Source organism: Thermolongibacillus altinsuensis (assembly GCF_004341205.1).
GTDB classification, from domain to species: domain Bacteria; phylum Bacillota; class Bacilli; order Bacillales; family Anoxybacillaceae; genus Thermolongibacillus; species Thermolongibacillus altinsuensis.
The window spans coordinates 15,070-29,889 of the sequence record NZ_SLUL01000021.1 but is presented as its reverse complement, the minus strand read 5'-3'; the positions used below and the strand labels follow the sequence as shown (position 1 = coordinate 29,889).

Annotated in this window: 12 protein-coding genes and 1 CRISPR repeat array; of the genes, 8 read left to right on the top strand and 4 right to left on the bottom strand. The window is 40.6% G+C overall.

Going from position 1 to position 14,820, the window contains the following annotated elements:
- Positions 1–208: 208 nt before the first annotated feature.
- From EDD69_RS14140 to EDD69_RS14110, 7 genes are all read left to right on the top strand, one after another.
- On the top strand, positions 209–1,537 hold the full coding sequence (locus EDD69_RS14140) for a sensor histidine kinase (protein WP_424565372.1): 1,329 nt from the start codon (positions 209–211) through the stop codon (positions 1,535–1,537).
- A 140-nt stretch (positions 1,538–1,677) separates the two neighbouring features.
- Positions 1,678–2,187 (top strand): hypothetical protein, encoded by a 510-nt coding sequence (locus EDD69_RS14135; protein WP_132949557.1) that lies wholly within the window; start codon positions 1,678–1,680, stop codon positions 2,185–2,187.
- A 3-nt stretch (positions 2,188–2,190) separates the two neighbouring features.
- The gene (locus tag EDD69_RS14130; protein WP_132949556.1) at positions 2,191–2,838 is read left to right on the top strand and encodes a PspA/IM30 family protein; all 648 of its coding nucleotides are present in this window, start codon (positions 2,191–2,193) and stop codon (positions 2,836–2,838) included.
- A gap of 439 nt (positions 2,839–3,277) precedes the next feature.
- The gene (gene cas9 / locus EDD69_RS14125) at positions 3,278–6,544 is read left to right on the top strand and encodes a type II CRISPR RNA-guided endonuclease Cas9 (protein WP_132949555.1); all 3,267 of its coding nucleotides are present in this window, start codon (positions 3,278–3,280) and stop codon (positions 6,542–6,544) included.
- Positions 6,474–7,373 carry a type II CRISPR-associated endonuclease Cas1 gene (gene cas1, locus EDD69_RS14120; protein WP_132949554.1) on the top strand — a complete coding sequence of 300 codons (900 nt, stop codon included), beginning with the start codon at positions 6,474–6,476 and terminating at the stop codon, positions 7,371–7,373. The genes cas9 and cas1 overlap by 71 nt, the downstream gene beginning before the upstream one ends.
- Positions 7,374–7,377: 4 nt before the next feature.
- Positions 7,378–7,686, top strand: a complete 309-nt coding sequence (gene cas2, locus EDD69_RS14115) for a CRISPR-associated endonuclease Cas2 (protein WP_132949553.1) — start codon at positions 7,378–7,380, stop codon at positions 7,684–7,686.
- Positions 7,687–7,784: 98 nt separating this feature from the next.
- Positions 7,785–8,807: a CRISPR direct-repeat array (repeat unit 36 nt; unit sequence ATCATATCACAGCAATAATCTCAGGGGAACTATGAC).
- Positions 8,808–9,128: 321 nt separating this feature from the next.
- Positions 9,129–9,800, top strand: a complete 672-nt coding sequence (locus EDD69_RS14110; protein WP_132949552.1) for a hypothetical protein — start codon at positions 9,129–9,131, stop codon at positions 9,798–9,800.
- Between the two features lie 53 nt (positions 9,801–9,853).
- Here the strand turns inward: EDD69_RS14110 and EDD69_RS14105 are convergent, their stop codons facing one another.
- From EDD69_RS14105 to gatC, 4 genes are all read right to left on the bottom strand, one after another.
- Positions 9,854–10,342 carry a DUF6803 family protein gene (locus EDD69_RS14105; protein ID WP_132949551.1) on the bottom strand — a complete coding sequence of 163 codons (489 nt, stop codon included), beginning with the start codon at positions 10,340–10,342 and terminating at the stop codon, positions 9,854–9,856.
- Positions 10,343–10,519: 177 nt separating this feature from the next.
- A complete protein-coding gene (gene gatB / locus EDD69_RS14100) occupies positions 10,520–11,950 on the bottom strand; it encodes an Asp-tRNA(Asn)/Glu-tRNA(Gln) amidotransferase subunit GatB (RefSeq protein ID WP_132949550.1) in 1,431 nt (476 codons plus the stop codon).
- Between the two features lie 13 nt (positions 11,951–11,963).
- Entirely contained in the window at positions 11,964–13,421 is a 1,458-nt protein-coding gene (gene gatA, locus EDD69_RS14095; protein WP_132949549.1) for an Asp-tRNA(Asn)/Glu-tRNA(Gln) amidotransferase subunit GatA, read from the bottom strand.
- Between the two features lie 14 nt (positions 13,422–13,435).
- The gene (gatC, locus tag EDD69_RS14090) at positions 13,436–13,726 is read right to left on the bottom strand and encodes an Asp-tRNA(Asn)/Glu-tRNA(Gln) amidotransferase subunit GatC (protein ID WP_132949548.1); all 291 of its coding nucleotides are present in this window, start codon (positions 13,724–13,726) and stop codon (positions 13,436–13,438) included.
- 221 nt (positions 13,727–13,947) lie between these two features.
- On the opposite strand from gatC, the gene EDD69_RS14085 reads away from it, so the two are divergent.
- The gene (locus EDD69_RS14085) at positions 13,948–14,745 is read left to right on the top strand and encodes a VOC family protein (RefSeq protein ID WP_132949547.1); all 798 of its coding nucleotides are present in this window, start codon (positions 13,948–13,950) and stop codon (positions 14,743–14,745) included.
- The last annotated feature ends 75 nt before the right edge of the window (positions 14,746–14,820 follow it).

Below are 14,820 nucleotides of genomic sequence, written 5' to 3'. Positions count from 1 at the left end.
TTAACGAAAAAATTTTTGAAACAGGACACACAAAAAGACCGAAAAAATCGGTCTTTTTCTTTAGTAAAATATCAACAATAAAATTTAACAGAGCCAAGAAAAAAACTCGGTGAAGATCACGAACAAAGCATCATTAAAACGGTGCGCGGGGTGGGGTATAAAATTGAAGACTAAACTTTGTTCCTTCCTTTTTAAAAACAAGCATGATATGTTTCGGCGCACGCAATGGCGCTTAACCATGCTTTATAGCGGTCTATTAATGATTTTTTTAATCGTCTTTATCGCGATCGTCTCTTCCCTTCTTTATGCGATCATGACCAACGACCAAGAGCGCCGAATCAACAGCTTAGCCGATCAGGAAATGAAAGCGATCGAAGAAATTTTGATTGAACAAGCAGCTCTCGGATGGATGGATGATCAAAACGTCATTTTTTTAAGTGAAGATCAATTCTTTTTTTATGTCATCAATACGCGCGGACAGCTCATCATGGGCGACGAAGTCCATAAAGGATTGCGCCCCGCCCTTTTATCTACATTACAAAATTGGACGCCGGAAGAAAACGAACTGAAATATATGGATGTCGCCGTTCCGCGGCACATGCATCAATTTTCGCGCTTTCGCTCATTTGAATTAAAGCTGCTCACCGCCGCTCGTCCAATCTTCATTCGCAATCATCTTGTCGGCGTGTTATACGTCGGAATGGATGTCACTTCATTTTTCCGAATGTTTAAATGGTTGCGTTTCATTCTTGGCGGACTAGCCATTGCCTTTATTGGCGTTGCGGTGTTGTTCAGTCATTTCATGTCCAAACGTGCGCTCGTTCCGATTCAGGAAGCATACAATCGGCAACGCGAATTTGTCGCGAACGCCTCTCACGAACTGCGCACACCGTTAAGCGTCATTTTCTCCTCCATCGAAGCGCTAACGATGGACGAAGAAATCACAACGAACGACTTCAGCCAAAAAATATTGCATCGACTGCGCGATGAAGTGAAACGAATGACAAAGCTCATCAATGACTTATTGACGCTCGCTCGCTCTGATTCAGAGCACGCCGCTCTCGAGTTAGTGAAGGAAACCTTTGATTTTCGTCCACATGCGGAACGAACATTGCAATCGCTGGAAGAACTGGCGATGAAAAAAGAAATTAGCCTCCATTTTGACGCGCCGCCATCGGTCACCGTCGTCGGGGATGCCGATAAATTAACGCAGCTTTTATACATTTTGCTTGATAATGCGATCAAATACACGCCAGATGGCGGAGAGGTCTCGTTAAAGCTCGATGTTGTCCCTCACAAACAACAACGCTTGCTTATCATTTCGGTCAAAGACACAGGCATTGGCATTTCGCGCGAAGACATCGGACGAATTTTCGATCGCTTCTATCGCGCCGACAAAGCGCGCACGCGCCAGCATGGCGGCCATGGCCTCGGTTTATCGATCGCCAAATGGATTGTCGATGCCCATCAAGGACGCATTGACGTTAAAAGCGAAGTCGGAAAAGGAACCGAATTTATTGTCCGCATTCCTTTTTGATGAGAAAAAGGTGCTTTTCACAGCGAAAAGTGCCTTTTTTCTTTTTGTCCAAAAAATTTCTTTCATCCCCTTATTTTTCATCTAATTTTCTTTTTTCTTTTCTACAATCCAAAGTGTAAACAAGCTAAGGAGGTGAAAAAGTGAAAAAGAGAACGATCTTGCTGCTTCTTCTTTTAGCCGTCATCGCTTTCGGGGCCATGCATATCGTGGGAATGTTTGTCGGATTTGGCGGCAGAATGATCGGGGCGCCAATGATGGAAATGCCTCATCATCACGGTCCATTCGGTGGTCATCACTTCCATCACGGTCCACGAGGCGGAATGATGCATCCAGGCAGAATGATGATATTCGGATGGTTCCCGCTTCTCATCCAATTGACGATGATCATCATCGGCTGGATCATCTGGAAAACCGCCAACAGCGGATGGAAGTGGGTCGGACTTGGAGTGATGGGAGCCGGATTGGTGGCGCTTCTGCCAAAAATCTTGCTTATTCCACTCGCTCTATTCGCCGCTTACGTTTTGTACAAGAAAAAGAAACAGGAGTCTTTCAGCAGCACTTTAGCGGAAGAATGGACATTATCGACAGCACCAACAATGAAACGAGACTTTTTAGATGAATGGGAAAAGAAAATTCAAAAGGAGGAGTAACAAATGGGGCTTTTCAAACGAGTCAAAAACGTCATGCTTGCCGATTTGCATGATCTCATCGACAAATTAGAAGACCCAATCAGCATGACAAAACAATACCTTCGCGAATTGGAGGAACAAATGGAGAAGGCTCAACGCGCACTCGCACAACAATTCGCCATCGAACGGCGCTATGAACAACTCATCCAACAAGCGGAAGAAATGATTGAAAAACGCGCGCGTCAAGCCAAACTCGCAGTCGAGAAAAATGAAGAGGCCATCGCCAAAATGGCCTTACAAGAAAAAATCGCCTACGAGAAAAAACTTGCCCTATATAAACAACAATACGAAACATTGAAAGAAAAAACAACCTACTTAACCGAACAACTGAAACAATTACACGAAAAATACGAAGAACTAAAAGCAAAACAACTCGACTTAATCGCTCGCGCCAACGCCGCCCAAGCGATTAAAGACATCAACGCATCGCTCATTTCCTTTAACCCAGAACACGCCTTAAAAGGCTTTGCGCGCATGGAAGAACGCATCCTCGCCCTCGAAGCCGAAGCAAAAGCAAGCAGCTACCTATACGAATCATACAAAGCCTTGCACACCCTTCCGCTTCAAAACGAAGTGGAAAAAGAACTCGAACAACTAAAAGAAGCTAAATGATGAGTTCCCCCTTTTATATAGATGCCCCCTTGCGTAACGCGAGGGGGTTTTGATGATACAATCTTCTTTTCCAATATAATCTTCCTATTGATACTTGGTTGTTTTACAAAATCTATGTCTTTACTTTGTTATTCTTAATTAATTTATAATTTAATTCTTGTACAATGAAGAAACTACCTAAAATTTTTAACATTAATGTGAAATTATTGTTGAATTTTCCAAATAAATAATTTATCATGAAAACAAGATCATATCACAGCAATGATCTCAGGGTTACTATGATAAGGGCTTTCTACTTCAGGGGTAGAAATGACCCGCGGCGTTGGGGATCGCCTTTAGCCCTATAATGGGCACTCCCCATTTCTATGCGAACTTAGACCTTAGCGAAATGCTGAGGTCTTTTTTATTACATATATATAAAAGGGAGAGGAATAAGTAGATGAACTACAAAATTGGTTTAGACATTGGAATTGCATCCGTGGGCTGGGCAGTGATTAACCTTGATCAGAAAAGAATTGAGGATTTGGGGGTTCGTATATTTGATAAAGCAGAGCATCCACAAAACGGAGAATCTTTAGCACTTCCTCGACGACTTGCCCGCTCCGCAAGAAGGCGCCTTCGTCGCAGAAAACATCGGCTTGAACGGATTCGTCGTCTGCTCATTCGAGAAAATATTCTAACTAAAGAAGAAATGGAACAATTGTTCCAACAAAAAAACTTAGTCGATGTATGGCAGTTACGTGTAGATGCTTTAGAAAGAAAATTGAACAATGAAGAACTTGCTCGAGTGCTTCTTCATCTCGCAAAATGGAGAGGTTTTAAGTCAAATCGGAAAAGCGAACGCAACAGCAAGGAAAGCAGTGAACTGTTGAAAAATATAGAGGAAAACCGTTCAATTTTAGCTTACTATCGAACAGTGGCAGAGATGATTGTGAAAGACGTAAAGTTTGCTGAACATAAACGCAATAAATCAGATAGTTATACAAATATGATTGCTAGAGATGACCTGGAACAAGAAATAAAAATTATTTTTGAGAAACAACGCGAGTTCAATAATCCTGTTTGCACGAAACATCTAGAAAAGGAATATTTAAAAATCTGGGCATCGCAAAGACCTTTTGCTTCAAAAGATGATATCGAGAAAAAAGTTGGTTTTTGTACATTTGAACCAAAAGAAAAACGTACTCCAAAAGCAACGTACACATTCCAATCCTTTATCGCTTGGGAGCACATCAACAAATTACGTTTAGTTTCCCAAAACGACATACGTCCTTTGACTGAATCAGAACGGCATCTTTTATACGAACAAGCATTTTTAAAAAATAAAATCACATATCATGATATTCGCAAATTACTTAATCTATCCGATGACACATATTTTAAAGGAATTCTTTATGATCCTGACACCCCTCTCAAACAAATTGAAAATATTCGCTTTTTAGAATTAGATGCCTATCATAAAGTTCGCAAATGCTTAGAAAATGTTTATGGTAAAGATGCCGTAAAGATGTTTGATGAAACTGATTTTGATACATTTGGCTATGCGCTCACGATATTCAAAGATGATGCGGATATTTATGCTTATTTACGAAATGAATATATACAAAAAGATGGTAAGCACATACCTAATTTTGCTAATAAAGTTTATGAAGAGCAATTGATTGAAGAACTACTCAATTTATCATTTTCAAAATTTGGCCATCTTTCAATCAAGGCCATTCGTAAAATCCTTCCTTACCTAGAACAAGGAGAGGTATATTCAAGAGCATGTGAATTAGCTGGATACGATTTTACTGGTCCGAAGAAAAAAGAAAAAACGTTGCTATTGCCTACCATTCCAAACATCGCTAACCCTGTTGTAATGCGAGCTTTAACACAGGCTCGTAAAGTGGTCAACGCGATTATTAAAAAATATGGTTCACCTGTATCCATTCATATTGAGCTTGCTCGCGATTTATCACATTCATTTGACGAACGAAAAAAAATACAAAAAGATCAAATGGAAAATCGAAAGAAAAACGAAACAGCTATTAGACAACTTATGGAATATGGATTAACAAAAAATCCAACAGGTTTAGATATTGTCAAATTTAAACTTTGGAGTGAACAACAAGGAAGATGTATGTATTCTCTTGACCCGATTGAGTTAGAACGCTTACTGGAACCTGGTTATACAGAAGTTGATCATATTTTGCCTTATAGTCGAAGCTTAGACGACAGCTACGCTAATAAAGTACTTGTATTGACACGGGAAAATCGACAAAAAGGAAACCGAATTCCTGCTGAATATCTTGGGATCGGTACAGAACGTTGGAATAAATACGAAGCGTTTGTACTCACTAATAAACAATTTTCGAAAAAGAAAAAGCAAAATTTGCTTCGTTTGCATTATAAAGAAACCGAAGAAAAAGAATTCAAAGAGCGCAATCTAAATGATACGAGATACATTTCAAGATTTTTTGCCAATTTCATTAAAGAACATTTGAAGTTTGCTGAAAGCGATGATCGGAAGAAAGTTTATACGGTAAGCGGAAAAATTACAGCGCATCTTCGGAGCCGATGGGATTTTAACAAAAATCGTGAAGAATCAGATTTACACCATGCATTAGATGCTGTTATAGTTGCTTGTGCTTCTCCATGGATGATTGAAAAAATCACCGAATTTTATAAAACAAGAGAAGAAAACAAAGAGGTGTCCAAGAAAAAAGAGCCACACTTCCCTCAACCTTGGCCTAATTTTGCAGATGAACTAAAAGCAAGACTATCAAAATTTCCAAAAGAAAGTATAAAAGCTTTAAATCTCGGAAATTATGATAGTAAGAAACTCGAATCGTTGCAGCCGATTTTTGTATCCCGAATGCCGAAACGAAGCGTCACTGGGGCAGCCCATCAAGAAACGTTACGCACATATGTTGGGATTGACGAACGTAGTGGCAAAATCCAGACCGCTGTAAAAACAAAACTATCTGATATTAAACTAGACAAAGACGGTCATTTCCCAATGTATGGGAAAGAAAGCGATCCACGAACATACGAAGCCATTCGCCAAAGATTGCTCGAACATAACAATGATCCGAAAAAAGCCTTTCAAGAACCACTATATAAACCGAAAAAGAACGGGGAACCTGGACCAATTATCCGAACGGTTAAAATCATCGATACAAAAAATCAAGTTATAAAATTAAATGATGGAAAAGCCGCCGTGTATAACAGCAATATTGTGAGAACAGATGTGTTTGAAAAAGATGGGAAGTATTATTGCGTCCCTGTCTACACAATGGACATAATGAAGGGAATTCTCCCAAATAGAGCAATCGAAGCCAATAAACCATATTCTGAATGGAAGGAAATGACCGAAGATTACACATTTAAGTTTAGCCTTTACCCAAATGACTTAGTAAGAATTGAGCTCCCAAAAGAAAAAACAATTAAAAACACATTAGGTGAGGAAGTAAAAATAAAAGACATCTTTGTCTACTATAGAACGATCCATTCTTCAAATGGCGGACTATATCTAGTTAGTCATGATAATAGCTTCCTTCTCGAAGGCATTGGTTCAAAAACCCTCAAACGATTCGAGAAATATCAAGTGGATGTTCTTGGGAACATCTATAAAGTGAAAGGAGAAAAGAGGGTTGGGTTGGCGACACCTATTAATCAGAAAGCCAAGCAAACTATCAATTCGTTACAATCAGTTAGTCATTGAACAAGAAGAGAAAATTTCTGTCCCATTAGAAGACTTATGTTCCATTGTAATTGAAGAACCTGCTGTGACCATTACATCTGTTGCACTTAGTAAAATGGCTGAATATAACATTACCTTATTTACATGTGATCAAAAACGCTTACCAAACGGAGTGCTCAATTCATTTCAGAAACACTCAAGACAATTAAGCGTACTGCACATGCAGTACGCTTTTTCAAAGCCTTTTAAAAAGCGAATATGGCAACAAATTGTTGTTCAAAAACTAATTAATCAAGGAAAATGTTTGGAGTTCTTAACTAAAGATGGGGCAGAAGAGATTTACCGAATCAGTAAAACCGTTGATTCTGGAGATACGAACAACCGTGAGGCATACGGAGCAAAAAAATATTTTCAATACTTATTTGGCAGCCAATTCACTCGCCGAAGCGACAATACACTTAATATTGCTTTAAACTACGGATACGCCATTATGCGTGGAATTGTTGCGAGATCGTTGGTTAACTATGGCTTCTTTCCTTGTTTAGGGATTTACCATGATAATGAATTAAATTCATTTAACCTAGCCGATGATTTTATGGAGGTACTTCGCCCACTAGTTGATCTATACGTTGCCAAAAATATTTCACATGATGATGAATTTTCTTCAACAATCAGGGCAGATTTATATAATTTGACCAATGTGGATATACTAATAAATGGTGAAAAGCTAACTGTATCAAACGCAATTGAAGAAATGATCAAAAGCTTCGTAACGGCGAGCCGAAACCAAAATCCTTCGTTTTTAAAACTGCCGGAACTTCTCCCGATCAAATTACACGTATATGAGTAAATTTATGAGATTACTCGTATTTTTCGATTTACCAGTTATCACAAAAAGGGAGAAACGTGAATATAGACGTTTTCGTACGTTCTTATTAAACGAAGGATACGACATGTTACAGTTTTCAGTGTATAGCCGCATTTGTAACGGTCACGAAGCAGCTGATAAACATTTAACAAGATTAAAAAGAAACTTACCTCCTCAAGGATCAATTCGGGCGATGATAGTGACAGAAAAGCAATATGCAAAAATGCAGCTACTTTTAGGAGAACCTACACCAAGAGAAAAAACGTTAAAGTCAACACAATTAACTCTTTTTTAAAAAAGTAACGCATACTAACAAAAATTTCTGTAACGAATCACTTTTTTAAGAGTTAAAAAGCCTGTAATCCTTGGGGATACAGGCTTTTTAGCATACGTATCATATCACAGCAATAATCTCAGGGGAACTATGACCGACAACAACGGAACGACGACGGAATTATATCATATCACAGCAATAATCTCAGGGGAACTATGACCCTAATGCGCGGTATAACATTAACAATACTATCATATCACAGCAATAATCTCAGGGGAACTATGACTTATCCAGGAATTATTCGCGCAAGGCATTAATCATATCACAGCAATAATCTCAGGGGAACTATGACGGTCCTAGCGTTGCAACGCCGTTTGGCGCGATCATATCACAGCAATAATCTCAGGGGAACTATGACACTTCGATTTTGAGCGTCGCAAAACTAGAAATCATATCACAGCAATAATCTCAGGGGAACTATGACTTTTCAGGATGATAAGTTGCTACATCTTTGATCATATCACAGCAATAATCTCAGGGGAACTATGACTTTGAACCTGATTTTCGAGAAAAAGATTTTATCATATCACAGCAATAATCTCAGGGGAACTATGACATTCGTCTTTGATTTCGTTCTCAATCCACTATCATATCACAGCAATAATCTCAGGGGAACTATGACAATTTTTCTTACACTATCTACCGAATCTGGATCATATCACAGCAATAATCTCAGGGGAACTATGACTCATCATACAAATCATCATAAGACAAATTTATCATATCACAGCAATAATCTCAGGGGAACTATGACTCCTCTTTCGCTCTTTCTTCTTCCTCTTCGATCATATCACAGCAATAATCTCAGGGGAACTATGACCCACCTTTCATTTGAAAAGTCGCTGGAAAATCATATCACAGCAATAATCTCAGGGGAACTATGACAGATCAATTAATTCTTTGCACTCATTGATAATCATATCACAGCAATAATCTCAGGGGAACTATGACCTGGAAAAGCGCTTTGTATTCTGTTCAATATCATATCACAGCAATAATCTCAGGGGAACTATGACGTGTGTTAATCGCTTCTTCAATATCCCATCATCATATCACAGCAATAATCTCAGGGGAACTATGGACCTCATAGTTAAGATAAAAACTATAAAAATAATACCATAAAAAGATTTTTTGTTTCTATCCATCTTTTCAAAACTGTCGTCGATCCCCCAGAGTTTTTACACAATTAGAGGTCGACGACAAATGTTTTCTATCCCCCCTCCCCAATCACCCTTCCCTTTTCCCATCATTCCATCTCATTTTTTCTCGGTTTTCACATCTCAATCATGACCAATTCTTTTCTATTCGCCACATTATACCATTTTTCTACATCTTTTTTCACCAACTGTAAAACCGTCATGATATAATGAAAATGACTTGTCCTTTGAAAGGTGGTGAAAAAAATGGTAGAGGCGATGTTGCAACAAATTCTCCAAGAGGTCAAACTGACACGCAGCGACGTTCAAACGTTAAGCAACCGTGTTGAAAATCTCGAAAAGCGAATGACAAACGTAGAAGAACGATTAACAAATGTAGAAAATCGATTGACAAACGTAGAAGAGCGACTAAGCAACGTAGAAAATCGATTAACAAACGTGGAAGAGCGACTAAACAATGTAGAAAATCGATTAAACAATGTAGAAGAAAGACTATCTAACGTCGAAAGCGAAATGGCTGGCGTGAAAGAACGTTTAACTAACCTCGAAAGCGAAATGGCTAGTGTCAAAGAACGTTTAGCTAATGTGGAAGGAAGACTATCTAACGTTGAAAACGAAATGGTTAACGTGAAAGAGCGTTTAACTAATGTCGAAGAAAACATGGTGGTCTTAGAAGCAAGAGTAAATGAAACAAAAGCCATTTGCGAAGCGATTCGTCACGGTCAAGAAGTATTGGTTGCCAAATATGATTCTCTCGCACTCGATATCCACAATGTAGTCGGAACAACCACCTCTCTCACCAACTCACTCGATGAAAAAGTACTTCCTGCCATCGATGATCACGAATCGAGCCTCCAAGTTCTCAACACCCGCGTTTTCAAAGTCGAAAGCGCACTGCAGCGATTAGTGAATTCCTAAAAATTTTTAAAACGGTGTGACGTTTCAGAACGCCACACCGTTTCTTTTATTTTTTACATATTCATATGATGAGAGTGGTTGCCGCCAAGCGATGGATCGAGCATTCCAAAAATCATCGCAATATGGGCGACAATCAAAAAGATGCCGACAAAAATGGCGTGGTATTTCAATTTTTGTTCCTCATTCCATCCTCGGCCCACTATGCCTAAATCTAATAGGCTTAATCCGAATAACGGAATGACGCCCATTAAGTAAAATCCTACTGCAATGATATCGATCCATCCGCGCCATTCGCCATTCATTGTAAACGGAATGACAGCATTAACAAACAAATAAATAAAAATTCCTAAAAAGTAAAAACCGACGATGATGCTGCATATCTTATTAATTTTACGCATCATTCCGTCGAAACGGCGCGTAAAAAGGATCGCCAGTTCTGTTACCGCAATGGTCTCGGCAAGAACAACAGGAATAGCCATAAACAAAATCAAATTCCAAGGTTGATTCACCGCTAAAAGCTCCATGTAATGAGTCATATTCATCCAACCACCCCCTGCATATATTGGTTACAAAATTCATATGTAGCAACCATTTGTGCATTTTCTTTGCAAAATTTGAGAATAATTTTTGACAACATTCGCCGGACCTTTAACAAATATGGATGACAAATATAATGGAAGAATAAAAAAACCCGCTGGTCATCGCCAGCGGGTTTGATTTTATCGCTTATTAATTTCTTCTAACAATAGCTTATTGACAAGCGGCGGGTTGGCTTGTCCTTTTGTCGCTTTCATAATTTGACCGACTAGGAAGCCAAGCGCGCGATCTTTTCCGTTTTTGAAGTCTTCGATGGATTGTGGGTTGGCATCGAGTACTTCAAGAACGATTTTGCGCAATGTTGCTTCGTCGGAGATTTGCACGAGACCTTTTTCTTTAACGATTTTTTCTGGGTCTCCGCCTTTTTCGACAAGCTCTTTAAATACTTTCTTCGCAATTTTGGAAGAAATTGTGCCGTTTTGAATGAGCTTGATCATGCCAGCTAAGCTTTCTGGTGTTAAGGCGATTTCATGAAGCTCTTTTTGTTCCGCATTTAAGTAAGCGGACACTTCGACCATGAGCCAGTTGGAAGCAAGCTTCGGATCAGCGCCGTTTGCGACTGTTGCTTCAAAGAAATCGGCCATTTCTTTCGTGAGCGTCAATACTTTCGCATCGTACTCTGGCAAGCCGAGCTCCTCGATGTAGCGCTTCTTCCGTTGGTCTGGAAGCTCTGGAATCGTTGCGCGAACGCGCTCTTTCCATTCGTCGTCAATATAAAGCTTCACAAGGTCTGGTTCTGGGAAGTAACGATAGTCTTCAGAACCTTCCTTCACGCGCATTAACACGGTTGTTTTTGTCGCTTCGTCAAAGCGGCGTGTTTCTTGTTGGATGACTCCGCCTGAGAGAAGGATTTTCTCTTGGCGTTTCGCTTCGTATTCCAAGCCCATGCGCACGAAGTTGAATGAGTTTAAGTTTTTCAACTCTGTTTTTGTACCGAACTTGTCGGAACCGATTGGGCGAAGCGAGATGTTCGCGTCGCAGCGAAGCGAGCCTTCTTCCATTTTACAATCGGATACGCCTGTATATTGGATGATTGATTTTAATTTTTCCAAATACGCATACGCTTCTTCTGGCGAACGGATATCCGGCTCAGAAACAATCTCAATCAACGGTGTGCCTTGGCGGTTGAAGTCGACTAATGAGTAACCGTCGCCTGTGTGCGTTAATTTACCTGCATCTTCTTCAAGGTGAATGCGCGTAATGCCGATTTTTTTCTTTTTGCCGTTCACTTCGATTTCAATCCAACCGTTTCTGCCGATTGGTTGGTCATATTGCGAAATTTGGTACGCTTTCGGGTTGTCTGGATAAAAATAGTTTTTGCGGTCAAATTTCGTTTCTGTCGCAATCTCGCAGTTGAGGGCCATTGCGGCTTTCATCGCATATTCGACCGCTTGTTTGTTTAAAACAGGGAGAACCCCTGGATAACCTAAGTCAATGACGTTCGTTTGAGTGTTTGGGGGTGCTCCGAAGTCGGTTGGACTGCTTGAAAAGATTTTTGACTTTGTTTTCAGTTCGACGTGGACTTCAAGTCCGATGACCATTTCAAAGTTCATTCTTCTTACCCCCTTACAACGCTGGTTTTTGTTTATGGTAATCCGTTGCTTGTTCGAACGCATGAGCAACGCGATAGATCGTGCTTTCATCGAAATGTTTACCGATGATTTGCAATCCTACTGGCAAGCCATTGACGAATCCGCATGGAATTGAGATTCCAGGCACACCCGCAAGGTTCACTGGAATCGTTAAAATGTCGTTGGCATACATGGTTAATGGATCGCTTGTTTTCTCGCCGATTTTGAACGCTGGCGTTGGCGTTGTTGGGCCAATGATGACATCGTATTTTTCAAATACTTTCTCAAAGTCTTGTTTAATTAATGTGCGCACTTTTTGCGCCTTCTTGTAGTACGCATCGTAGTAACCAGAGCTTAAGGCGAACGTACCGAGCATAATGCGGCGTTTTACTTCGTTTCCGAATCCTTCGCTACGCGTTTTCTTGTACATATCGATTAAGTTTTCCGCGTTTTCTGTGCGATAGCCGTAACGAACGCCGTCAAAGCGCGCAAGGTTTGCGGATGCTTCAGAAGATGCGAGTAAGTAGTAAGTCGCCAATGCGTATTTTGAATGCGGAAGTGATACTTCTTCCCATGTTGCGCCAAGTTTTTCGAGCACTTTCAACGCGTCTAATACAGATTGGCGAACTTCTTCCGATACACCTTCGCCTAAATATTCTTTCGGCACGGCGATTTTTAATCCTTTGATGTCGCCTGTTAACGCGGATATATAGTCTGGAACCTCGACGTTCGCAGATGTGGAATCCATTGGGTCAAGACCTGCGATCACTTGTAACAAATACGCGTTATCTTCAACTGTGCGTGTAATTGGTCCAATTTGGTCGAGCGAAGATGCGAATGCGACAAGTCCGAAGCGAGAAACGCGTCCGTATGTAGGTTTTAAACCGACAACACCGCAGAACGCTGCTGGTTGGCGAATTGAACCGCCCGTGTCAGAACCTAACGCAAACGGAACTTCTCCTGCCGCGACTGCTGCTGCAGAACCGCCGCTGGAACCTCCTGGTACGCGCTCAAGATCCCAAGGGTTGCGAGTTATTTGGAATCCAGAGTTTTCTGTTGAAGATCCCATCGCAAACTCGTCCATATTTAATTTTCCGATCGTAATCGCATCGGCTTCATGCAAGCGCTGCATGACGGTTGCGTCATAAATCGGATCAAAGTTGTATAAAATTTTACTTGCACACGTTGTGCGAAGCCCTTTTGTCACAATGTTGTCTTTAATTCCAATCGGCATGCCGAAAAGCAAACCGAATTCTTTTTCTGTCGCTAGTTTTTCGTCTAGTTCTTTTGCCTTGCGGCGAGCGTTTTCTTCATCTAACGTTAAAAACGCTTGCACTTTGTCTTCTACTTCAGCGATCCGTTTAAACGATTCATCGACTAAATCAGAGACAGAAATTTCTCTTTTATGTAATAGGCTACGTAATTCGGAAATCTTATGATCAAATAAAGCCATCGATTCTTCCCTCCTTACTCTAAAATGGCTGGTACACGGAATTGCCCGTCTTGATGGTCCGGTGCGTTTTTCAATACTTCTTCACGCGGAAGTCCTGGTGTCGGGATATCTTCGCGCATGACGTTTTTCATATCGAGCACGTGTGAAGTTGGCGGAACGTTTTCTGTATCCAGCTCGTTTAATTGTTCAGCAAATGTAATAATCGCGTCTAATTGCTTCGTAAACATTTCCGCTTCTTCTTCTGTAATCGCTAAGCGTGCCAAATGCGCCACATGTTTCACTTGTTCAATTGAAATTCTTGACATCGTTTTCACCTCCAACAAATTCGACCTGCCACAATACTATGATGATACCAAACTTTCTTTCATTAAAGCAACATTTGCAAAACAACATTTGCCATGATTCAATCATACAAAATCTCCTATGGAGATTACACTAACCATTTACTTGATAAATCCGAACAGGCAGACTAGAATTGGAATAAATATTCATTTTAACCATATTGAAGGGGGAGAGGAATGGCAAAATGAATATTACATTTGACCATCTCGTCCATTTTACAAAAAGCCCTGAAGAAGCGAAAACCGCGTTTCAGCTTATCGGATTTCATGCGATAAACGGAGGAAAGCATCCTTCTTGGGGCACATATAACTGCCTAAACTACTTTACCGGACTGCGCTACATTGAATGGATCGGCTTTACGGACTTTGATCAAGCGAAAGCTTCTGACAACGTATTAATCCAGCAAATCGTCGCAGACTCCCATAAAGGGGAGGGCTTTTCACAATTGGCATTCCGCACAAATGATATGGATGCTGTCATTGACCACATTCAGGCAAAAGGACTAAAGCCGATTGGTCCGTTTGCCGGAAGCCGAAAACGTGAAGATGGCAAAGTATTAAGCTGGTCGATGCTGTTTATCGAGGACGAACAAGATGATACGTGCCGTTATCCGTTTTTCATCCAATGGGGCGAACCGGAAGAAGCCCGCGCGAAGGAAATGGTACCGCTTATGCAGCACAGCATCGGATCGCCATCTCTTTCGTATATTGGGATGAATGTAAGCAACCTTGACGAGTCATTGCAAAAATATTGCCATTTATTCGATGTGCCTCGCCAGTCTGTAACGCAAAGCAAGGATGAATTTGGCACCTATTCCGAACTTCCGATCGGGAACATAGCGGTCCGCTTGTATGAAACAAAAAGCCTCACTGCTCCAATCGGCCATACTCTTATCAACCGTCCGTTTTTATGCGGAATAACCGGAATGCCGGAAAACAAGACCGTCCAGGTAAAAAACGGGATATATCAGTTTACCGCTTAAATTGCTTCCACTCAACAAGAGGGAAGCCTTTTTGTTTCAGTGCCTTCTTAGATGCCCAGCACCATGAACAGAAAA